The organism is Bartonella sp. MM97QHHN, assembly GCF_042194285.1.
Lineage (GTDB): Bacteria > Pseudomonadota > Alphaproteobacteria > Rhizobiales > Rhizobiaceae > Bartonella.
In genome coordinates this window covers 153,297-176,558 of sequence record NZ_JBHIMS010000113.1, presented here as the reverse complement: position 1 = coordinate 176,558, position 23,262 = coordinate 153,297, and the positions used below count along the sequence as shown (strand labels likewise).

Here is a 23,262-nt window from a genome sequence, read left to right as displayed (position 1 = left end):
AGCTAAAATACCCTCTGTGGTTGTTTATAGATTCATCTCTTCATTACGGAGCTTCCAATAAGCTATACCTACCCGTTTTTTGAAGTTAGACTGTTTTTGAAAAAGGAACAAGAAATAATCCACTATACAATTTATTATTTTGATCTATATTTTCATACCACTCTGCTGCGAATAAACTTTCAACTTTTACATGTTTTTTTTTCAATTCTGCCTGAAGCCACTTTTTTGTTTTACCAATCTCTTTAAGTCCCTCATCAATAACTTCACCATTTTCTATTAAAATCGTCGATTTCTTTCCCTCTTCCTTTTTAATGACAGTGAAATCACCATTGGTTTCCAAACGAACAAAAGCAGCTTCATGTAAGTGACACCCTTTAAGACGTAACATCGTAATGAGATCATTAATATTGATCCCTAAGCTCTTAATCTTATCCATTTGGAAAACTCCATCTAAAACTAATGTGACATTCCGCCCTGCAATAAGACGACGAAAAAAAACTGAATAGCGTGCAATAAAATTAAAAGATGTAATCAAGGTTTGCCAGATGAATAAAACAAGCAATAATTGAATGCTACTAATATTCTGATTATAAATAACTCCTCCAATAATACCTCCCATGACAAAATTACTGACCAAATCAACTGGTGTCATCTGACTAAGACTCCCCCGCCCCGTCGTTCTTAAAATAAATAAGAAGGCAACAAGACCTACAGCCAGTTTAAGCGCGATATATCCATAATGATATAAAAATTCCATCATATTCTCCTTTTTTATGAAGCTGCAGGAATAGAGAAATTAAAATCGTTTTATTTCCCACACAGTTATGCGCTCACCACTCTGCGGATCCTTACTGTCTTTTAAAAGAACCCCCTCGGCTGCAAGCTCATCACGAATTGTATCCGCTGCTTCCCACTCTTTATTATGGATAAGTCTTAGTCTTTCGGCAATGCGCTGATCAATAAATTTTGTATCAAGGAAAGTTTTTCTCATAAATAATGGGCAATCTATTTCTTTAATCCATTCTTGTCTTAACAGTCCTAATAAATTCATCCCATTCAGAAGAGCCAAAGCATTTCCTTCTTTATAAAATTTTCGCAAAAGAGTCAGTGCTTTTGGAGTATTAAGATCATCACTAAGTGCATCTATCAAAGTATCATCAATTGCTTCATTGTTTTTCATCTCACTCTTTTTGCTGCGAAGCCATTCATACCAACGATACAGTTCGCTGCTCGATTTTATTAAACGCTGTGCTGTCCAATTTAATGGTTCACGATAATGCGTTTGCAACATCGAAAAACGCGCAGACAAACCAGCCCAATTTTGCTTCATTTCATCGGTTAAAATACCATTAAACTCCCCAAAATTATTCTCTAAAACAGAACGAATAGTTATGAAATTGCCAAAGCTTTTCGACATCTTTTTGCCTTCAACTTGTAAAAAACCATTATGCATCCAAAAATTAGCCATTCGCTCCGTCCCAAAAGCTGAACAACTTTGTGCAATCTCATTTTCATGATGAGGAAAAATTAAATCAATTCCACCACCATGGATATCAAAAACATTGGCGGTCGGATCATCACAGGTTAAACCACCGCCATAGGGCGCTAATAACTTTGCCATTGACATTGCAGAACATTCAATATGCCAACCTGGACGACCTAAAACAGGAACTCCGCCCGGTGATTCCCAACCTGGTTCTCCTTCCACAGAAGGCTTCCACAAAACAAAATCCATCTCTTCCCTTTTATAAGCAGCAACATCGATACGCGCCCCCGCCCTCATTTCATCTAAAGAACGATTTGCAAATGCCCCATAATGGGGAGGATTTTTTATGCTACTTACAGAAAATAATATATGATTTTCCGCTTCATAAGCGTGCCCCTTTTCAAGCAACCTTTCAATTAAAGAGCGCATCTCCTCTAAATGCTCAGTGGCGCGTGGCTGACTGGTTGGCAACAGACAACCAAGTGCTATGGTATCTTGTTGAAACTGAGAATATGTACGTTCTGTTAAGTGACGAATAGCCTCATTCAATGATACGTTTGGATATTCGCTAGCTGCTCGTGCATTAATTTTATCATCGACATCTGTAATATTACGCGCATATAGAACATGCTCATTGCCATAAACATGACGCAATAAGCGAAATAAAATATCAAAAACAATAACAGGACGTGCATTTCCTATATGCGCATAATCATAAATTGTCGGTCCACAAACATAAAGACGTACTCTTGTCGCATCTATTGGTGTAAATTTTTCTTTTTTACGTGTTAGCGTATTATAAAATCGCAACTCTTTCATTTATTGACTCCATGGACGATATTATGCACCGATCCTTTTAGATGTATCTTATCTCAAATCATTGTATTACTCGGTTTAAGCTAAAAACTTGTATCTTATAGTAAATTCTTCTTACCATTTTCCCATTGTATTTACGGCTGTATTCATCGTTTATCATAAAAACAATCTATTTTATTTGATTGGACAAAAGCGTTCTATCATTAGAGATGCTTTCCCTCCTTAAAGAAAATGAGCTTAGAAAAAAATCTATAGGCAATACAATATAAATCTATGTGAAAAATAGATAGCTTGCAGGCAGAAAATCTTAAATTTTTAACCACACAAAGCTTCGTCAGTATTTTCAATATTCCACAATGGGTTCCTTACTACCTCTTATGCCCTATATTTTATAATCAATAATTGAGAATAATGTAGCAATTAACTTTATTTTTTACACCGTTCTCATGACAAAATTATTTTATCTTTACAGAGTTTTATTCAAAGAAAGCAATAAAAATAATGCATAATAGATTGATAAACATCATTATTTTAATATTTCTTGTCATTTCAATGCCAACCTTTGCACAACAATCTACACCTTATGAAAAAAAATTACTCCGACTAGCAGAAATTTTGGGATCATTGCATTCTCTCCAAAATCTTTGCGAGCCTCCAACAAACCAATGGTATGACTATATGAATGCACTGATTGAAGCAGAACGCCCCATTCCACAAAGACGTGCTTATTTTTATGAAGCGTTTAATGAAGCGTATCGTGCTTTCTCAGAAAATTATCATCATTGTACACAAGCAGCCATTGAAGCCAACCAAAGATACATTGAGGAAGGAAGAATTTTATCTGAAAACCTCCTCATGCATTATAAATAATTAATCTATACAAAAAGTAGCTCTCTCAATCTTAGCGATATCAATGATACTCCTTTCACAAATGCGGGGAGCAATAAACCAGCTCTGAAAATAGAGAGACGTTTAAAGAATAATGTCTTGATACGCTTTTATTCATATGCGCCTTTTTCCCCATACAAAACTGTTCTTTGGCTTCCTCCCCACACTTTAACGGACAAAGATTTTTAACTAAATTTGCTCTGTAAATAATCTAGGTTCTTGTTGAATAAGTTTCCTCTTGGCTTCCCACTCATGTAATTTGCTTCATAGTTTCTAAAAACAAGCCTAAAAATATTTACCACGCATAAAAAAACACTTATGTGCCAAAGAGGCTGACATACCCTATATCACCACTCTAAAAGATGGTATTTTACGGCATACTTATAATTTTAATTTTTTTACACCAAAGTTTCTATAAATTTAACAGGCTCTCCTTGTGAAGGTGTAACAATTTCACCTTCCCACATAACGCGCATACCACGGATAATAGTCCCAACAGGCCAACCTTTAACTTTTTGACCATCATAAGGTGTCCAACCGGTACGCGAACCAATTAAGCTATTCGTAATAATTTCTTCTCGCTTAAGATCAACAATGGTTAAATCAGCATCAAACCCAACAGCAATGCGCCCTTTACAACTTATACCAAAAATACGACTAGGGCCATGTGAAGTGAGATCAACAAAACGTTCAAGAGATATTTTTCCTGCATTCACATGTGTCAACATAATTGCTGCTGTTGTTTGCACGCCTGTCATACCTGAAGGTGAAGAGGGATAAGGTTGAAGTTTTTCTTCAAGAGTATGAGGCGCATGATCTGAACCTAAGACATCAATAATTCCTTGTTGAACACCGTACCAAAGAGCGTCACGGTGGCGCGGCTCACGAATAGGCGGATTCATCTGAATTAATGTACCAAACTTCTTATAATCATCAGCCGTGAGCGTCAAATGATGTTGTGTCACTTCAATTGTTGCAACATCCTTATGTTTTTTTAGAAAATCAATTTCTTCTTCTGTCGAAAGATGTAACACATGAATCCGAGCCTTCGTCTCATGAGCAATTTTTACCAAACGCTGCGTACATTTTAATGCCGCAACTTCATCACGCCAAATCGGATGTGACGATGCATCCCCTTCAATACGCAATATTTTACGCTCTTTGAGCCTCGCCTCATCTTCAGAATGAAAAGCCGCACGACGGCGTGTATTCTTCAAAATAAGGCGTACACTTTCATCATCATCAACCAAAAGATCACCGGTAGAGGACCCCATAAAGACTTTAATTCCAGCCGCACCAGGAAGTCTTTCTAATTCAGATAGTTCATGAGCATTTTCACGCGTTCCTCCAACCCAAAATGCAAAATCACAATGCATTCGATGAAATGCGCGTTGAACCTTATCGCTTAATGTTTCTTCTGATGTTGTCAATGGATTGGTATTAGGCATTTCAAAAACTGCCGTAACACCCCCTAACACAGCAGAATACGAGCCACTTTCCAAATCCTCCTTATATTCATTTCCTGGCTCACGAAAATGCACTTGGCTATCAATAATTCCTGGTAAAATATGAAGCCCCGTACAATCAATGACCTCACTAGCCGATGCACATGTAAGGTCGCCTATTTCAGCAATACGACCATTTGTAATACCAATATCACGCTTGCTTCTTCCATCATGATTCACAAGTGTTGCACCTTTAAAAATTGTATCAAATGTTTTAAACATAACCACGCTCCTTACATATTGCTCACTTATCGATTATGTAACTTTGAGCAGAAAGGCAAGAACCATGATTGAAAAACAAAATGCCATTTGCTTAAAAAACCGCGGGCTTATTCAAATTACAGGTGAAGAAGCAACAGATTTTCTACAATCCCTGATCACGACAGATGTAAAAAAAATCAGTCCACAGGAACTTTTCCCTGGAGCCCTTTTATCCCCACAAGGAAAGGTTCTTGCTGATTTTCTTATCGGAAAAAAAGAAGATGGTTACTTGATTGATATCAGAATGCCTTTAGCTGATACGCTCCATAAGCGTCTGTTGCTCTATAAGCTGCGCAAAAAAGTAGAAATTACACAACCATTCCAAGAGCTTGTTACAGTTTCTTTGAATAATGAATCAGATGCTTTAAATTTTGATTCAAGTTTTGTTGATAAACGCTTCCCACAACAAGAAAAAATAATACGAATCTATGGCAAAAAACCTTTTTTGACTTCAGAATATCATGACACATGGAATCAATTGCGTATCCGTTATGCAATTGCGGAAAGTGATCAAGACTATGAAATTGGCAAAGTCTTTCCTCATGATATTAATTACGATCAAATCAATGGACTTGCATTCAATAAAGGATGTTATATTGGACAAGAAATTGTTTCACGAATGCACCACCGCCGTGCAGCACGTCGCCGTATTTTTATTGTAAAAGGCCAGTGTAAATTAACCCCTCAATCTAGCATTGAAGCAGGAACAAAATTGCTTGGCTACTTGGGAACATGTGTAGAAAATGAGGCTCTTGCTTTAATGCGTATTGACCACGTCAAAGATGCTATGGATCATAACATCCCCTTTACTGTAAAAAACATTCCTGTCACTATAAGCATTGCTGAAAATATGAATTTTACCTTTCCTGAAAATACTATAGAAAACACTCATGGCTAAAGCTGAATTATTAAAAAATGGAGAAGCCCGCGCTTGGCAAAGAATGCTCTCTGGAAGGCGACTTGATCTTCTCAACCCTTCTCCTTTTGATGTTGAAATTGAAGATATTGCCCATGGACTTGCTCGCGTAGCACGTTGGAACGGTCAAACACGAGGAGAGCATGCCTATTCTGTTGCACAACATTCACTTTTGGTTGAACAAATATTTCAAAAACTTTTTCCACAATCGGGAAGCAATGAATGTCTTTATACCCTTCTTCATGATGCTCCAGAATATGTCATCGGCGATATGATTTCCCCTTTTAAAGCTGTCATAGGAAAACAATATGAACGCGTTGAAAAGCGCATCCAAGATGCTATCCACATGCGCTTTTCTCTTCCCGTTGATCTTTCTCAAAAACTTTTAAAAAAAATTAAACAAGCCGACCGTATTGCTGCCTATTATGAAGCGATTACGCTTGCTGGATTTAATACAGAAGAAGCCCTTCACTATTTTGGCTCTCCCAATAATATTCTACCCGATGATCTTAATTTATCCCCTTATTCTACACAACACATTGAAAACGCATTTTTAACGCGCTTTAATGACTTAGATGCCCAAAGATTATAGACTCTTCGCATTGTTGATTCCTTGTCATTACAGACTCATCACACTGACTTATAATAATAATTCATTGTTTTTTCATTTTGAATGAGAGCTCCTAATATCGTAAGCTTCACTCATTTCAAATCTGTTTATATTGAATCAATCAAAATCATTCTCTTGCACACCACAAGCGGGGCTGGCGTGTGGGTAAAATTTTTTAAAGAAAGAGTTAAAATGCTTCTTATGAACCATCTCAAGTGCTAAGCGCTGTCGCAGCATTGAAAATTGGCAAAGTGTGTGATGATGCCGGCTTGCTTTCTTATGAAGCGTAAAGACGGGAGTGCTCTATAAATTTTATACACTTCATAAGGGACTTACCACTATATTATTCACGAACGCCGTCGCGAAATAGGATTGGGTGCCTTAAGAAAGCTCTCTTTAAAAAAGCACGTGAATTAGCGACCCAATGGCGTTCTGTTTTGCATGAGAGGCGTGACTCCATTCAAGAAATGGAAAAAATCACAGCTCAAATTGTATACAAAATATATTAAATAATGCACATTTATTATCAAAACAACAAATGTTCTCTTGTCAAACCTTTCATCTTAAACTGAAGTTTATTTTAGTTTATAAACTTCATTATCCGCTGGGAAAGCACGAGATGTGACATCCTCTGCATAATTCTTTATTGCAGTTTCCATGGCTTGTTCAAGGTCTCCATAACGGCGTACAAATTTTGGCACATGAGAACCATAGCCCAACATATCTTCCATAACCAATACTTGTCCATCACATTGATTAGACGCCCCTATACCGATCGTAGGGATAGAAAGCTTATTTGTCAGTTTCACCGCTAAAGGTTCGACAATCCCTTCTAAAACAACAGCAAAAGCACCTGCCTCTTCAATCGCTGCTCCATCTGCTTCAATTCTTTGCCAATCATTCTCCTTGCGTCCTTGTGTTTTGAAGCCACCAAAACGATTCACCGCCTGGGGTGTAAGACCAATGTGCCCCATCACTGGAATGCCACGTTTACACAAAAAATCTATTGTTTCTGCTATATAAACACCCCCTTCAAGCTTAACTGCACCACACCCCGTTTGAGCAAGAATACGCGATGCATTAAAAAAAGCTTGTTCTGGACTTTCTTCATAAGAACCAAAAGGCATATCAATAACCACAAGAGCTTTTTGAGATCCACGCACCACGGCTTTCCCGTGTAAAATCATCATATCTAAATTAACAGGAAGCGTTGTCTCAAACCCATACACAACCATCCCAACGCTATCACCAACCAAAAGGATATCGCAATATGGATCAGCAATCCGCGCAGTATAAGCTTGATAAGCTGTTAAAGAAACAATTGGCTGTTGTCCCTTTCTTGCACGTATTTCGGAAGATGTTATACGCTTTACGGTTTTATGTACACTCATTTTCCACCCTTCTCTTGCAATATATATTGATCAATCAGCCTTACCTCACCAAAGCGGACAGTAAGAAGTAAAACTGCTGGTTTATTCAATGTTCCTCTAATCACGCATAAATTTTCCATATCCCGTAAATCTATCGCTTCAATGATTGCACGCGTTTCTTGTTGTAAAATATCATGAACAGTTTTGCATAATTTATCAACCGACCGTTCACCTTCATGGTAAAGCTTTTCAGCAGCTTTTCCACTTTCAGGAAGAATTTTGGCAGCTTTACGATCTTCTAATGTTAAAAGCTGATTGCGTGAAGAACAAGCTACACCATCTGACTCCCGTAGAATAGGAACTCCAACGATTTCAATAGGAAAAGCCAAATCTTCAACCATACGCCGAATAATTAAAATTTGTTGAAAATCTTTTTCCCCAAAAAAAGCCTTATCTGGTTGGACAATGTTAAAAAGTTTAGCAACAACGCTTGTTACACCACAAAAGTGCCCTGGACGTAATTTTCCCATCAAAATACGTGATAATTTTTTCACTTGTACAATTGTGTCATTTCCTGGTGGCCACATTTCATCTACAGAAGGAGCAAAAACACATTCAACACCTGCTTCTTTTAACAAAGCACAATCGCCCTTCAAATCTCTTGGATATTGAGAAAAATCTTCATGAGGTCCAAATTGCTTTGGATTGACAAAAATAGAAACTACTACGCGATCACACATTGCTCTTGCATACTGTACTAATGCAAGATGACCATCATGCAATGCCCCCATTGTTGGAACAAAACCAATCGAAAAACCTAAACGTCGTTCCTCTGAAGTATATTGGCGAACTTCAGCAATTGTCTTTAAAATTCTCATTTTCCCATTCAATTATCATCAGATCAACAAATTAATGCCTGTACACCAAATTGGCGCTCAAACAATTGTATCAAATTCATGCGCACTGACGGCTGCTTTATATCTCGTGGCTCCCAGACATGACGCATAAGAAAAAAACCCGTCAGTATAAAACCATTTATTATATCACTAAAATCAGCAGGACGAGTCATTCTTTGTACAAGAAACTGTGGTAGAATAAGAAGTTTTTTTTTCCAAGGTTCTCCTGCTTCTTCACAGACAGCCCGACCAGATTTTGGTGATACGTAATGAAGCCTTTCCTGACGACCTGTTGCAGCACAACAAGATAAATCAAGACCAAAACCAAGTTCTTCAAGAAGCCGCATTTCAAAACGTACAAGCAATTCTGCATTTACAAATGGTTCATCAAAATTCTGCATAAAAAGGTGTAAAATATCATATAAAATGGGGTGCGGATCACGTTCGGGAAGAAGCCGCAAATGAAAAGCTATCAATTGCAAAGCATAAAGTGCTTCTGGTAGACAGATTAATCGTGCCGCATGTAAATCAAGAGCTTCAAGCCGAAAAAGTCCCAAATGTTCGTCTAAACGAGCCCACCATTCAGCCTCCACAAAATTTCCAGGTTGAAGAAGAGCTGCCATGCGACGCGAGCGCCCCCCTTTTACCACTCCCATATAACGACCATGTTCACGTGTCATAATCTCAAGAATAACACTTGTTTCACCATATTGGCGCGTACCAAGTATAACGGCTTGTTCTTTCCACTTCATTTTACTTTAATTATTTTTAAAAATCTTATTTTAAAAAATCCAATCCCATTTCACGATAACGTTCTGGATCGGTATCCCAATTATCGCGCACTTTCACAAAGAGAAAAAGATGAACCTTTTGATCCATAATTTCCATGAGTTCTTTACGTGCTGCTTGACCAATCGCTTTAATTGTATCGCCTTTTGCTCCTAAGACAATTTTTTTCTGACTCTCACGCTCGACATAAATAACTTGATTAATTTTAACGGAACCATCTGAACGCTCTTCCCAGTTTTCTGTTTCAACCGTTGAGGAATAAGGAAGTTCATCATGAAGACGAAGAAAAAGTTTTTCACGCGTAATTTCAGCAGCAAGATGACGCATAGGCATATCAGAAATTTGATCTTCCGGATAATACCATGGTCCTTCCTGCATCATGTTACTCAACGCATGAAGTAAATCCTTGCAACCAGAACCGTTTAGAGCAGAAATCATAAATGTTTGCGCAAACTTTACACGTTCATTTATTTTAGTGGTTAACGCTAGAAGAGATGATTTAACAACTGTATCAACCTTATTAAGAACAAGAACTTTTTCTTGTTTCATATTGTTTACAATATCTAACATCATATCAACTTCATCCGAAAGACCACTTTGAGCGTCAATTAAAACAAGCAGAACATCAGCGCTCTTAGCCCCTCCCCAAGCAGCAGAGACCATGGCTCGTTCTAAGCGCTTATGGGGACGAAAAACACCCGGTGTATCGACCAACACAATTTGCACATCATCATGAATGACAATACCGCGGATTAAAGTTCGTGTTGTTTGTACCTTATGTGTTACAATTGAAACCTTTGTTCCAACCAATTGATTAACCAATGTCGATTTACCGGCATTAGGCATCCCAATAAGCACAACAAACCCAGAACGCGTTTTCATAACGTCACTCATGATTATTTTTTCCCACTGTTTTCCATACACCCTCTCGTCGCAAAATTTTTTCAGCTGCCATTCTTTCAGCATATCTTTTGGAGCTTCCCTGCCCAATCTCTGAAGCAAACCCAGAAATACTGACCTCTACCATAAAAACAGGATCGTGATCTGGACCTGAACGTTTTATAACCTGATAATGTGGTTGTGCATTGCCTTGGATATGCGCCCATTCCTGTAATTCTGTCTTGGCATCACGTCGACCAGCATCCATTTTCTTTGCCCTACTTTGCCAATATTTTTGAATAAAAGGGCGAACACTTTCCAATCCTCCATCGAGATATATTACGGCAATCAAAGCTTCCACGACATCTGCATGCATATTGATAAGTCGACGCCCCTCAAAATTTTTCATCTCAAAACCAACACGGATCATATCAGGAAGTCTCATTTCACGCGCAATATCAGCACATGTCTGTGCATTGACCAGATGATTTAAACGGACTGATAATTCACCTTCACTTGCCTGAGGAAAAAGTTGATACAGCATCTCTGCAATCAAAAGCCCTAAAACCCGATCCCCTAGAAACTCTAGTCGTTCATAATTCCCCTGTTCCGAATCTTGTACACTCGAGTGTGTTAATGCCTTCTTTAACCTCTCTTCATCTTTAAAACGATGCCCCGTCAGCTTGAAAAGCTGATCAATCATGAGACGTTTCATCGTTGTTTCCTTGCTTGATAAGCGGCAAATCATGAACCGTATTTATGAAAGAAAACAAACGTTTCCAACGCACATCAAATGGCCAACGCCAAATCTGCCAAGCACTTGAACCATTACTGATAGAAAAGAAAATCACGCTCGCGCGACCAATAAGATTTTCTTCTGGAACATAGCCTACATCTAAACGACTATCATCTGAATTGTCGCGGTTATCCCCCATCATAAAGTAATGTCCCTGAGGAACTTCAAAGACTTCTGTATCATCAACTTTCGGGATGAAAGCTAAATCAAGTGTATCATAACTGACACCGTTAGGCATTGTCTCGCGATAAACCTCAACAGGATAGTTCACTTCCGTTATATCAGAATTATCAATCTCCCCCATAAAGTGACGTGAAACAGCCTCATCATTAATATAAAGGACACTTTGACGGACTTGTATACGATCACCTGGTAGCCCAACGACGCGTTTTATATAATCAATCTTCGGATTACTTGGTAAGCGAAAAACGACCACATCTCCACGTTGAGGTTGAGATGCCCAAATCCGTCCAGAAAAAAGAGGAGGAGAAAAGGGGATGGAAAAACGAGAATACCCATATGCATACTTAGAAACAAACAGATAATCTCCCACCAACAAAGTAGGACGCATTGAACCGGAAGGAATACTAAACGGCTGGAAAAAAAGTGTCCGAATAAACGCTGCTAAAAGTAGAGCCTGTATTAAAACAGAAATAAATTCACGAAGCCCACCTTTTTTTTCTTTTTTATGCACTTTATCTTTTTGGATCATCACCAACTGCCTTCTCATCACAGATATAATTTTTTTCATCATAATATTCAAATAACAAAAGCACAATCTCTCACGCCATCTATCCACGTGGAAGTGCTTCGATAATAATAAATGCCTGTGCCCAAGGAAAATCATCTGTTATACTAAGATGAATAACTGCATCATGATGAGGAGGTAATAACTTTTGAAGTTGTATTTGCGCACGATTTGTTAATTGCATTATTGGTTTACCAGATGGCAAATTGACTACCCCCATGTCTTTCCAATTGATACCACAAGCGATTCCCGTTCCTAAGGCTTTAGCACATGCTTCTTTAGCAGCAAATCTTTTTGCATAGGAAGAGGAGCTTTTTTTGAGATTTTCAGATCTATTTCTTTCAATATCCGTAAAAATACGTTGGATAAAACGCTCACCATAACGAACCAACATTTTCTCAATACGTCGTATATCAACCAGATCATTTCCAAGACCAATAATCATAAGATATTACCCGATCTTTCTTACGATGAGCGCTTCTTTAAACGCCTTTTTTTATAATCTTTTGATATCGCTTTTGTTTAAAACGAACCGTTGCTCTGTAAACACCTATATAAGATAAACCACCAAAAACAATACCTAAAAGAGTTCCCCCTAAAATCATAGGACTCATAATTGTGTCCCATGCGCCTTTAAAGAGGAGAGAGAGATTTGACAATGTCAAACCATTAAATAGAGCACGAATTTGCGAAAGAGAAATCTCTTTGACATCGCTAAAAAGTGATAAACAAAAATACCCTACTTTATAATCAGCCATGACAATCAATAAAAATGTGAGTGGATTAGAAAAAATTGTCCCAATGATTGCGGCAGCAAAGTTTGCACGCAAAAGCCAAGAAAAAAATATTGCCAAAATAATATGCAGCCCAAAGAAAGGTGAACAAGCTAAAAAAACGCCAACAGCAACCCCTAATGCTACTTCATGCGGTGTTGCTGATATACGCAAAATACGTTTATGTATGTAGCAAAATGAGCGAGAAAATGAACGACGTGGCCATAACCAAAGTCGAATACGCGTTACAAAATCTATTGGTTTTCGACGACGAAAAAGCATATGACTCTCAATATACATCTTTTGATGATGAAATAATCTATATCATCCAAATTAATCTTTTTAAGCTTTTGCACAAAAAAAATAGAACGACAATTAAATATTTCGACTGCCTGGTTTAATCGCGGGAAGAACAGAAAGCTCTGCAGGAAGTGCATCACTAGCATAAGAGGTTATCTCGTATTCAGCAAGCGCAATCAATGGAACTCCAACATTGACCTTACCACCAGAACGATCAAGGATACATGCACTGGCCAATACCTCTGCTCCTGCTGCAACAAGCGCTTCAACAGTCTCACGAATGGAAAGACCCGTTGTTACAATATCTTCAACAATAACAACCCGTGCACCCTTCTTGATTTCAAAACGACGCAATTCAAAGATGCCATTTACACGCTCTACCCAAAGAGAAGGAACACCAAGGTGACGTGAAGTTTCATAGGAAGGAATAAGACCGCCAATTGCGGGACCAACAACATAGTCAATTTTTCCCTCAATAGATTTTTTGATTTTTTCAGCCAATCCACGACATAACTTTTCCGTCAAGTCAGCATGCATGAATACTTTCGCTTTTTGCATATAAGTCGCACTATGGCGCCCCGATGTTAAAATAAAATGCCCTTCTAGAATAGCATCTGCTTGTTTAAAAATATCAATGACATCTTGTGTATTCATTGCAAAATCTTTCTTTTTATCCATGAACCCGCCGTACTGTACTTACTGAACCTGCCTTTTTTAACTGAGAAAAAATACGATTCAAATGTTTTAAATCCCACACTTCCAAATCAATCATAATTTCTGTAAAATCTGGTGCTGTACGGATAAAAGATAAATTTTGGATATTGGCATCGTTAGCAGAAATTATTTGTGTAATTTCAGCCAAAGAACCAGGACTATTTACAACTAAAATATTCATCCGTGCAGGAAAACGTTCATTCATTTGGGCATCAATATCCCAGCGGACATCAATCCATCGTTCTGGTTGATCATCATACGCCATCAAAGCTGAAGACTGGATTGGATAAATAACGATCCCAGCTCCTGGCTGCATAATACCAACAATCCGATCTCCAGGTACTGCTCCTTCCGGTGAAAAACGTACGGGTATATCTCCACGGGTTCCTCTAATAGGCAAGGCTTTAGATTGATGATTCTCGACCATTCCATTCTTTTCATTTTCTGGAACTTTAAAAATCATACCTTGAGCATTTTCAATATTAAACCAACCTTCTTCCCCAGGCTTAAAAGATGACTTTTGTACCACACGGTGATCTTGATAATCAGGATAAACCGCTTTAATCACATCAGCGGAAAACAGCTCTCCACGCCCAACAGCAGCCAATACATCCTCTACATCTTTACGTGCTAAACGTGGCAAAACTTTCTTCAAAAGGTCTTTTGAAAATTGCTTTCCCATATATTCAAATGAACGCTCTAGAATACGATATCCTAAACCCGAATATTGTTTACGTACCGCTGCACGACTTGCTCGTCGAATAGCTGAACGTGCTTTACCCGTGACAACAAGAAATTCCCATGCTGCTGGCGGAATTTGAGCGTGTGAGCGAATAATATCAACCTCATCACCATTTTTTAATTTGGTCATTAAAGGCATAATACGACCATTGATTTTTACACCAACACAAGAATCACCGATATCTGTATGGACGGCATAAGCAAAATCAATAGGCGTAGCTCCTTTAGGAAAAGCAATTAATCGACCTTTCGGCGTAAAACAAAAAACTTGGTCTTGAAAAAGCTCAAGTTTTGTATGTTCTAAAAACTCTTCTGGATTATCTCCATCAGACAAAGATTGTATCGTTTGACGCAACCATGCATAGGCATTCGTTTCACTTGATAACTTCACAGTCGAATAATTGGAGCCGTGCTCTTTATATATGGAATGAGCAGCAACCCCATATTCAGCAACTTCATCCATAGCAGCCGTTCTAATTTGCAACTCAACACGTTGTCTTGAAGGACCAACAATTGTTGTATGAATAGAACGATAATCATTTTGCTTTGGTATAGAGATATAATCTTTAAAACGACCAGGAACCATTGGCCATGTCGTATGAATGACACCAAGAGCACGATAACAATCATTCACGGACTCAACAATCACACGAAATCCAAAAATATCCGATAATTGTTCAAAAGATAATGCTTTACTTTCCATTTTGCGAAAGACTGAATAAGATTTTTTCTGACGGCTTTTAACATCTGCTTTAATGCCATGCTCGAAAAAAAGTTTTGTCAATTCATTTTCAATTGTGGAAAGCAAATCACGGTTGTGTTTCAATAATTCAGAAAGTCGATTGGTAATCGTACGATAACCTTCTGGATTTAAATAAAAGAAAGAGAGATCCTCTAATTCCTCACGCATATCCTGCATACCCATACGACCTGCAAGTGGCGCATAGATATCCATCGTCTCCTCAGCAATTCGCCGACGTTTATCATCACGCATAACACCAAGGGTACGCATATTATGAAGACGATCAGCAAGTTTGACTAAAAGAACACGAACATCATCAGAAATAGCTATAAGAAGTTTACGAAGATTTTCTGCTTGTACGGCTTTCTTTGATACAAGATCAAGCTTATTAAGCTTTGTAAGCCCTTCAACCAACTTTCCAATTTCAGAACCAAAAAGCTGATCAATTTCTGCTCGTGTAGCGCTTGTATCTTCAATTGTATCATGCAAAAGAGCAACAGCAATCGTTGCCTCGTCCAACCGCATATCTGTCAAAATAGCAGCAACTTCTAAAGGATGAGAAAAATAAAGATCACCTGACGCACGCTTTTGATGTGCATGCTTTTTCATTGCATAATCATAGGCCCTGTTTAAAAGAGCCTCATCTACGTCAGACTTGTAACGTTGAACACGTCCAACAAGCTCACACTGACGCATCATACGAGCATATCCTTTATCTTTTCACACCCCTAATCTTTATTGAACACGTCCTATTAATAAAAGACACGAAAAATAATTGCTCCTCACATGACAAAGTATCTTTACCCCTTTAACATAAATTGCTGCAATTAATAATCGTCACTTTTTTCTGGAACAACCAAACCTTCAATACCCGCTAAAAGCTCTTCTTCTGACATATGATCAAATGAAGTACCTTCTTCTTGCGACGACGTATTAAAAACACTTTCAGCTTCACCTGAATGGGTAATAAATCCACTTGCCATTTCTGGCTCATCTACTTCCACATGCTTTTGCAGCGAATGAATAAGGTCTTCCTTTAAATCAGCAGGCGACAATGTTTCTTCTGCTATTTCACGCAAAGCAACAACTGGATTTTTATCATTATCACGATCAACCGTAATCTGCGCTCCTTGTGAAATCTGACGCGCCCGATGACCTGCTAAAAGTACCAATTCAAAGCGGTTGTCAACTTTATCAATACAATCTTCTACCGTTACGCGGGCCATTTATGCCTCTTTCTCAAATAAAAAAATAATAGCGGATAAAGGAGTATATACAATAATCAAAATAAAACACAAGAAAAACAACACAAACTTTTATATTTTTTGATTAAAGAACTTATTTAAAAAAATTCTTGGAAAATTTATAAAAATGTATAACCTATCCATGCTCGTTATCAAAATTTCTTTTAAAAGCATTCCAATAGATTGACTTCAAACAAAGGGAGGTCTTTCTTGACAAAATACTTGTCTGGAGTCCTTATCCTTTTAAAAGGAATACCTGCTGTTTAAACCCTTTGCAATAACAGCAGCCTTATACATACTTTTTATGATAATATCTTCATCTAAAGAGAGAACTTTTTTCTTTGAACGTCATGTGTATCGCACTCTTATTCATCGAATAAATTACTGAAAAATGACCTCTCTTTACACAATAATGAGCAATAAGTTTATATTAAACTTTCTTCTAAAAAAGTTTATTTATATTCATTATAGATTGTTTATCAAAACATAACCCGTCATATACGCTATAAAGACTCAAAAAATAGAAAAACGATTGATGCCTAACACCATGAATAGCCAATTAACATCACTGTGCCCAGAACCACCCAAAAATTGCAATTTATGTCCGAGGCTTCATCAATTTATCGCTGGCTGGCGTGCAAAAGAACCAAGTTGGTATAACGCACCGGTGCGCCCATTCTTTCCTTATAAAGGGCCAGATACAACACGCCTTCTTATTGTTGGGCTTGCTCCTGGATTACGCGGAGCAAATCGAACTGGACGTCCATTTACTGGTGATTATGCTGGGCACTTACTTTATTCAACTTTAAAAAAGTTTGGTTTTGCCCAAGGAACCTTTGAAGAAAGAGCAGACGATACTCTTGAACTTATTGATGCAGCAATTGTTAACTCTGTTCGTTGTGTTCCACCAGAAAATAAACCCACCGGTGCAGAAATTAACACGTGCCGCTATTTCTTCTCACCTCTTTTAACAAATCTTCCCAAACTTAAAGCCGTTATTACCTTAGGCACCATTGCGCACCATTCAACGATACGTGCCCTTAATGCAAAAGTTTTAGCTCACCCTTTTGGACACGGCGAAATCAATAACATCGGCAGATTACGCATCTTTTCGAGCTATCACTGTTCTCGTTATAATACAAATACTGGACGTTTGACAGACGCCATGTTTCATCAAATCTTTCAAGCAGCAAAAACATACTTAAATCAATGCTAAAACTGTTTTAAACAGTGCTATGAATAAAGAATATCTAGATCGCATCCATTAGCCATACCTTTTTAAAAGTCTTGCTTTTTCACGTCCCCAATCGCGTTTTTTTTCCGTTTCGCGCTTATCATGAAGCTTTTTCCCTCGCGCTAGAGCGATCTCCAACTTAACGCGCCCTCGTTCATTAAAATAAAGTTTGAGAGGAACAAGTGTCATTCCTTCACGAGACGTTGCATTAAAAAAACGTGCCATCTCACGTTTTGAAAGTAATAATTTGCGCAAACGTCGTGGTTCATGATTAAAACGATTAGCCTGCGTATATTCAGGAATATAGCTGTTTACTAACCATAATTCCCCATTCTCAAAACTCGCATAGCTTTCAGCAATATTGGCATGATTAGAACGTAAGGACTTCACTTCCGCTCCCTGAAGGACAAGACCAGCCTCGAGATTATTAAGGATTTCAAAATTAAAACGTGCTTTACGATTGTCAGCAATTATTTTCCGTACGGGCGCGTTCTTTTTTTTATTCATGGCTTTGTCAATATCATTTTATGCTTTTAAAAGACCAGCATGACTGAGGGCTGCATCAATAATTTTCTTTGTTCTTTCTGTTAATGGAACAATAGGAGAACGCACAGTATCACCACAAAATCCTAATTTTGCAGCAGCATATTTAATACCTGCTGGACTAGGTTCAATAAATACAGCACGATTAAGAGGCATCAAGCGATCATTTAATTCTCGTGCTGTTTTATAATCACCACGAAAACAAGCGGCTTGAAGCTCTGCACAAAGCTTTGGAGCAACATTAGAGGAAACTGAAATACACCCCATACCTCCATGTGCATTAAAACCTAACGCCGTACAATCATCACCGGAAAGCTGCACAAAATCTTTTCCACACTTTTCACCTTGTTCACTAACGCGCTCAATTCTGCTCGTTGCATCCTTAACACCAATGATATTGTTAAAATCTTGATAAAGGTCTTTCATCGTTTCTACAGCCATATCGATAATAGAACGACCAGGAATATTATAAATTATAATTGGAATAGAAACAGCTTTGGCAATGGAAGAAAAGTGCTTGTATAAACCAGATTGATTTGGTCTATTATAATAGGGAGTGACAACCAAAACTGCATCTGCACCAGCTTTTTGCGCGTATTGTGCAAGCTCTACGGCCTCACTTGTGCTATTTGATCCCGCTCCAGCAACAACAGGAACACGCTTTGCAACCTGCTCAACACACAATTCTATAATCCGCTTATGTTCTTCATGACTTAACGTTGCTGATTCACCTGTTGTCCCAACAGGGCTTACACCGTTAATCCCTTGTGTGATCTGCCATTCAACAAAATCACAAAACGCCTTCTCATCAATCGCGCCCTTGTTATCAAACGGTGTGATAAGCGCAGTTATAGCTCCCTTGAGCATGATAAACTCCCTATAATGTTTGCTTTTATTTTTTTTATAATCGCCTTTTATAAATTTTAAATAGAGCATAATCTTGCTCTATCATTGAAGCAAGATGAATTTCAAAAAAAGCCCCCATAAGATGAAAATGTCCCTCCTTAAATGTTGAACATTTCTTTAAAATAAGCCGTCTATATTAACGCGTTTTTCATGCTTGTGTTCTATAAATCCTTAAGTTTTTACAAAAAGCAAGGTCTCAAGGTCTTTTCTCTATGCGTGTATTTTCCACCTCTCTTTTCGTATCAACCTTTACTGCACTTATACTGGCAATAAGAATTTTATTTTCAAGTGCACTTGCACAAACACCGCTTTTACATGGGAAAGTACCAATCCCTTCGACACGTCCTACCCCCATTGCCATAAAACAAGAAGCTCAAGAACCTCTTCAACAGAGACACACGACATCGCACAATACTGCGACACTCAAACAACTAAAAGCTGGATTAGATGCACTAGCAAACAACAATATTGCAAAAACAATAAATCTTCGTAATTCAATGGAAAAACATAGCCTTGATCGTTATATTTTGACATGGGCGCTAGGACTATCAAAGCAAAATAATATACCAAGCTCTGAAATATCTAATGCAATTAACATGCTAAAAGGATGGCCTGGTATAGAAACGATGCAACGCAATGCTGAACGTTCTTTTCTTAACGAAACCAATATCACACACGCCATTATCCAAAAATTTTCTCATCATCCCCCCCTTACAGCACAAGGCATGGCTCTCTTTGCTAAAGCACTCATTGCAACGGGACAAATCACCCGTGCTCAACACATTATTGCACCATGGTGGCATAAAACACGGCTTAATGCACAAGAAGAAGTATTTGTTCTTAAAAATGCAAGTGCTGCCTTAAAACCTATTGATCATTTAAAACGCATGCAGTTTATGTTGTATGCACATCGTTTTGATTCAGCGGCACGCGTTGCAAAATTAGCCCATGCTCAATCTCTTTTTGATGCTTTTGTAGCCGTTGAAAAAAATGATCCTAGAGCTACACAAAAATTAAAAGCTGTAGAGAGATCATGGAAAAAAGATCCTCTCTTCCAGTTTGCTCGAATGCGCCATCTGCGGCGAACAGAACAATATGATGCAGCCGCAACACTCATGATGAAAACATCACAAGATGCATTCCATCTTATGAACCCTCAATCATTGTGGAAAGAGCAACGCGCCCTTTCTCGTGAAATGCTTGATTTAAACAAACCCCAAATAGCTTATCAACTCGTTGCAAGGCACACTGGTATGACATCTGCATTAGCCGTCGATGCTGAATTTCACGCAGGATGGTATGCACTACGGTTTCTTCATAACCCTAAGTTGGCAATGCAGCATTTTTCACGTATTCCTCAACTCTCTTCTTTACCTTTTTATGCATCACGTGGATATTACTGGATGGGACGAACAGCAGAAGCGCTAAAAGAACATCAAAATGCCCAGCAATACTTTCATCGCGCCGCTCATTTTGGCGCAACGTATTATGGTCAATTAGCCGCTGCGCGACTCAACCAAAAAAAATTTAATATCTCTTTTCCTAAACCAACAATCGCTGAGCGACAACATTTTAGTGCACGAAAAGCGATCAAAGCAATTCAACGTCTTGAAGAAGCTGGATATGCTGAGTTTGCTAAAGTTTTTTATAGAGAACTCGGAAAAAAAATAGAAAGCCCCGGTGAATTAGCTCTTCTGGCTGTTATGGCAGAAAAAAATGGTGACTATTATACCAGCCTCAGAATCGGAAAAATGGCTGCTTTCCTAGGAAAAAATGTCGGAGCACTCTCTCATCCTCTGGGAGCTATACCAGACTCTGCTCATATTTCTGTAGAAGAAAAATCGCTTATCTATGCCATTGCACACAAAGAAAGCGAATTTAATCCAACAGCCATATCACAAGCAGGTGCACAAGGGATACTCCAATTGCTTCCTACAACTGCAGAAGCACTAGCAAAAAAATACTCAATCGCATGGTCTCCTAAAAGATTTAGCAGTGATGCGCGTTATAATGTGACATTAGGCACCCATTTTCTCAATGAACAATTGGAACGTTTTAATGGATCCTATATACTAACTCTTATTGGCTATAATGCGGGTCCCCGTCGAGTCAATGAATGGATAAAACGTTATGGCGATCCTCGAGGTCAATCTCTCGATAACGTCATTGATTGGATTGAACGTATTCCTTATACAGAAACACGTAATTACGTGATGCGTGTCATGGAAAATTATGGTGTCTACAAAGCAAGACTCACTGGGAAAATAGATATAAAAACCGACTTGCTTTCTGGTCGACGGAAATAATATGCCTTAACTTCCCAAATAGCATTTGAAAGCGTTGATAAGAAGTGTTTTTATTCCTTTTTAAATAGTACCATACCCACTTTCTTAGGACGTATAAGAAAGTAATTTTAATTGATTCAGTATTAATAAATTCGAAATGATGAATTATCATTATAAATCAACAGGTAGTACAAATAATTCATTTCTTCTCAACATAGATGACAATATCATAGAGATTACAAATATAAGAGAAGAGTGAAACAAATAGCTCATCCTTTTACTGTTGCTTATTAGTCAATATTCAAATCTTGTGAAACAGCTTATTTTAAGACTATTTTTTCTGCTTACAATATTTCTATACCCAATAGGGGCGCATTATTGTGTATATCGTTTAGATTATCTCTGATAACAGAAAGAGAGACGCATTGAGTTAGAAAGCCTTAAAGACAAACAATTCTCTTCTGCCCCTTCCCTTTTCATTCGGTTTTACGACTTTTAAATATGTCAATATCTTTTAATAATAAAGATGAATCTTTGCTTTTTTCTCATTTTTACATATAAGCTCACATCCTTTACACAAAACAGAGCATCCCCAAATAGTATGTTTTTCTTATTTATATTATTGTTTTATTTTAATGTTTCTAAGTCCATTTCACAACGGTGTATCTGAAAAGTACTTACGAAAATCCTCTCACGAATGGTATAAAAATCGATTAGACACGATTAACCTTTAATTAATAAAACCTATAGCTCTATCATCCCTTAACTCCCAATGTTGCAAAAGCCCTTTCATTTAGAGCACTCATAAGAAGTATATTCACTGCTTTTTAGAAGTTTTTTATCCATGCTCCTCCTCAACTTGTATCATAAGTAAGCGGATGGTTTTGATTGATTCAACATCAAAAAAATTCGAATAAATTATATTTGAACTTTCATCAAAATTATAAACAATCATTATAAATCAATATATTATAAGAAAATCGCCCCGTATAAAAAATCAGCTAAATATTAGGGATACTCTAATTGTTTTATTCACTTTTGATGGTGGTGGTGGTGGAAAAGAACCAACGCGTCGAAGGGCTGCCATCGCTAATCGATCAAGTTCTGGATCTCCAGCAGAAACAATGACACGACTAGAAAAAATACTCCCCTGCTCATGCACCATAAATTCTAACTTCACCGTTCCTTTTGTACGATTGGTGCGCTGTCCCACAATATAATTTTTTTGCCTTTCTAATTGTGACTGTACCTTTGCTAACCACTCCATTAACAACATATCTTCAAGCCCTGCTGTACCGCCGCCCTTGTTGATGGAAGAAGAACGTACCGCCTTTGCATTGGAGCGCTTTACTACAGCCTTTGGCATCGGTATTGTTTTTTTGATAAACGCTTTATGCTCCACTTTTTGAGGTAGGGGTTCTTCCAAAGGCTTTAAGTCATCTTGTTCTACTATATGCTGAGGTTCTTCCGATTGAACTTCATCCACGGATTCCAATCCTTCTGACTCCTGCTCTAGGAGATCAGACTGTAATACTTCTTGCTCTGTATTAATATCCGACTCTCTATGAATATCTGGCAAATCTGTATCAACATCCGGATATACAGTTTCTTGCACAAAAGTCAGCATAATCTCCGATGAGAGCAAGCCATTACTTATACCAGTACTTTGAAAATAAAACTGTGCTGCTAATAATACATGCAAAAAGAAAGCCCCAATAAATGCACCAATCCAAAGAGTTAATAATTGTTTCGTATTTGCAAAATTCATCGTTTATTCTGCCACTATTTTAAGCTTAATATTGGTGTTCAATCTCATTAAA

General features: G+C 37.9%; 22 protein-coding genes. 5 read left to right on the top strand and 17 right to left on the bottom strand.

Annotated features, from left to right (window positions below):
* Nucleotides 1-85: 85 nt before the first annotated feature.
* On the bottom strand, nucleotides 86-757 hold the full coding sequence (locus tag ACFIJW_RS10040; RefSeq protein ID WP_375634302.1) for a DUF421 domain-containing protein: 672 nt from the start codon (nucleotides 755-757) through the stop codon (nucleotides 86-88).
* A gap of 39 nt (nucleotides 758-796) precedes the next feature.
* Complete coding sequence (cysS, locus tag ACFIJW_RS10035) at nucleotides 797-2,305, bottom strand: cysteine--tRNA ligase (protein WP_375634317.1); 1,509 nt, start codon at nucleotides 2,303-2,305, stop codon at nucleotides 797-799.
* A 498-nt stretch (nucleotides 2,306-2,803) separates the two neighbouring features.
* Here cysS and ACFIJW_RS10030 point away from each other — a divergent pair, with 498 nt between their 5' ends.
* Complete coding sequence (locus tag ACFIJW_RS10030; RefSeq protein WP_375634316.1) at nucleotides 2,804-3,172, top strand: TIGR02301 family protein; 369 nt, start codon at nucleotides 2,804-2,806, stop codon at nucleotides 3,170-3,172.
* A gap of 416 nt (nucleotides 3,173-3,588) precedes the next feature.
* On the opposite strand, the gene ACFIJW_RS10025 is transcribed toward ACFIJW_RS10030, so the two are convergent.
* Nucleotides 3,589-4,917 (bottom strand): dihydroorotase, encoded by a 1,329-nt coding sequence (locus ACFIJW_RS10025; protein WP_375634315.1) that lies wholly within the window; start codon nucleotides 4,915-4,917, stop codon nucleotides 3,589-3,591.
* A 64-nt stretch (nucleotides 4,918-4,981) separates the two neighbouring features.
* Here ACFIJW_RS10025 and ACFIJW_RS10020 point away from each other — a divergent pair, with 64 nt between their 5' ends.
* Entirely contained in the window at nucleotides 4,982-5,854 is an 873-nt protein-coding gene (locus tag ACFIJW_RS10020) for a YgfZ/GcvT domain-containing protein (RefSeq protein WP_375634314.1), read from the top strand.
* Nucleotides 5,847-6,464 carry a YfbR-like 5'-deoxynucleotidase gene (locus ACFIJW_RS10015; RefSeq protein WP_375634154.1) on the top strand — a complete coding sequence of 206 codons (618 nt, stop codon included), beginning with the start codon at nucleotides 5,847-5,849 and terminating at the stop codon, nucleotides 6,462-6,464. Before ACFIJW_RS10020 ends, ACFIJW_RS10015 begins: the two co-directional genes overlap by 8 nt.
* 593 nt (nucleotides 6,465-7,057) lie before the next feature.
* On the opposite strand, the gene panB is transcribed toward ACFIJW_RS10015, so the two are convergent.
* From panB to rpoZ, 11 genes are all read right to left on the bottom strand, one after another.
* Nucleotides 7,058-7,873: a 3-methyl-2-oxobutanoate hydroxymethyltransferase gene (gene panB, locus ACFIJW_RS10010; RefSeq protein ID WP_375634156.1), complete on the bottom strand. Its 816-nt coding sequence runs from the start codon at nucleotides 7,871-7,873 to the stop codon at nucleotides 7,058-7,060.
* On the bottom strand, nucleotides 7,870-8,730 hold the full coding sequence (panC, locus tag ACFIJW_RS10005; protein ID WP_375634313.1) for a pantoate--beta-alanine ligase: 861 nt from the start codon (nucleotides 8,728-8,730) through the stop codon (nucleotides 7,870-7,872). The genes panB and panC overlap by 4 nt, the downstream gene beginning before the upstream one ends.
* A gap of 23 nt (nucleotides 8,731-8,753) precedes the next feature.
* Complete coding sequence (recO, locus tag ACFIJW_RS10000) at nucleotides 8,754-9,500, bottom strand: DNA repair protein RecO (protein WP_375617640.1); 747 nt, start codon at nucleotides 9,498-9,500, stop codon at nucleotides 8,754-8,756.
* A 25-nt stretch (nucleotides 9,501-9,525) separates the two neighbouring features.
* Nucleotides 9,526-10,431, bottom strand: coding sequence for a GTPase Era (gene era / locus ACFIJW_RS09995; protein WP_012754937.1), 906 nt, complete (start codon nucleotides 10,429-10,431; stop codon nucleotides 9,526-9,528).
* The gene (gene rnc, locus ACFIJW_RS09990; protein ID WP_375634160.1) at nucleotides 10,424-11,131 is read right to left on the bottom strand and encodes a ribonuclease III; all 708 of its coding nucleotides are present in this window, start codon (nucleotides 11,129-11,131) and stop codon (nucleotides 10,424-10,426) included. The genes era and rnc overlap by 8 nt, the downstream gene beginning before the upstream one ends.
* Nucleotides 11,112-11,924: a signal peptidase I gene (lepB, locus tag ACFIJW_RS09985; RefSeq protein WP_375611213.1), complete on the bottom strand. Its 813-nt coding sequence runs from the start codon at nucleotides 11,922-11,924 to the stop codon at nucleotides 11,112-11,114. The genes rnc and lepB overlap by 20 nt, the downstream gene beginning before the upstream one ends.
* 79 nt (nucleotides 11,925-12,003) lie before the next feature.
* Nucleotides 12,004-12,405 carry a holo-ACP synthase gene (acpS, locus tag ACFIJW_RS09980; protein WP_375634162.1) on the bottom strand — a complete coding sequence of 134 codons (402 nt, stop codon included), beginning with the start codon at nucleotides 12,403-12,405 and terminating at the stop codon, nucleotides 12,004-12,006.
* A 37-nt stretch (nucleotides 12,406-12,442) separates the two neighbouring features.
* Complete coding sequence (locus tag ACFIJW_RS09975) at nucleotides 12,443-13,015, bottom strand: DUF2062 domain-containing protein (RefSeq protein ID WP_375617637.1); 573 nt, start codon at nucleotides 13,013-13,015, stop codon at nucleotides 12,443-12,445.
* A 93-nt stretch (nucleotides 13,016-13,108) separates the two neighbouring features.
* Complete coding sequence (gene pyrE / locus ACFIJW_RS09970; RefSeq protein ID WP_375634303.1) at nucleotides 13,109-13,687, bottom strand: orotate phosphoribosyltransferase; 579 nt, start codon at nucleotides 13,685-13,687, stop codon at nucleotides 13,109-13,111.
* A gap of 16 nt (nucleotides 13,688-13,703) precedes the next feature.
* A complete protein-coding gene (locus tag ACFIJW_RS09965) occupies nucleotides 13,704-15,929 on the bottom strand; it encodes a RelA/SpoT family protein (protein WP_375634164.1) in 2,226 nt (741 codons plus the stop codon).
* Between the two features lie 128 nt (nucleotides 15,930-16,057).
* Nucleotides 16,058-16,456 carry a DNA-directed RNA polymerase subunit omega gene (rpoZ, locus tag ACFIJW_RS09960; protein WP_375617635.1) on the bottom strand — a complete coding sequence of 133 codons (399 nt, stop codon included), beginning with the start codon at nucleotides 16,454-16,456 and terminating at the stop codon, nucleotides 16,058-16,060.
* A 565-nt stretch (nucleotides 16,457-17,021) separates the two neighbouring features.
* Here rpoZ and ACFIJW_RS09955 point away from each other — a divergent pair.
* Nucleotides 17,022-17,690, top strand: a complete 669-nt coding sequence (locus ACFIJW_RS09955; protein WP_375634305.1) for a uracil-DNA glycosylase — start codon at nucleotides 17,022-17,024, stop codon at nucleotides 17,688-17,690.
* A 48-nt stretch (nucleotides 17,691-17,738) separates the two neighbouring features.
* On the opposite strand, the gene smpB is transcribed toward ACFIJW_RS09955, so the two are convergent.
* Together smpB and dapA are read right to left on the bottom strand one after the other, a co-directional pair.
* On the bottom strand, nucleotides 17,739-18,215 hold the full coding sequence (gene smpB, locus ACFIJW_RS09950; RefSeq protein ID WP_012231306.1) for an SsrA-binding protein SmpB: 477 nt from the start codon (nucleotides 18,213-18,215) through the stop codon (nucleotides 17,739-17,741).
* Between the two features lie 18 nt (nucleotides 18,216-18,233).
* Nucleotides 18,234-19,118, bottom strand: a complete 885-nt coding sequence (dapA, locus tag ACFIJW_RS09945; RefSeq protein WP_375612952.1) for a 4-hydroxy-tetrahydrodipicolinate synthase — start codon at nucleotides 19,116-19,118, stop codon at nucleotides 18,234-18,236.
* Nucleotides 19,119-19,369: 251 nt separating this feature from the next.
* Between dapA and ACFIJW_RS09940 the strand changes: the two genes are divergently transcribed.
* Nucleotides 19,370-21,463, top strand: a complete 2,094-nt coding sequence (locus ACFIJW_RS09940; RefSeq protein WP_375634309.1) for a lytic transglycosylase domain-containing protein — start codon at nucleotides 19,370-19,372, stop codon at nucleotides 21,461-21,463.
* 976 nt (nucleotides 21,464-22,439) lie between these two features.
* Here the strand turns inward: ACFIJW_RS09940 and ACFIJW_RS09935 are convergent.
* Nucleotides 22,440-23,210 carry an energy transducer TonB gene (locus ACFIJW_RS09935; protein ID WP_375634308.1) on the bottom strand — a complete coding sequence of 257 codons (771 nt, stop codon included), beginning with the start codon at nucleotides 23,208-23,210 and terminating at the stop codon, nucleotides 22,440-22,442.
* Between the last annotated feature and the right edge of the window lie 52 nt (nucleotides 23,211-23,262).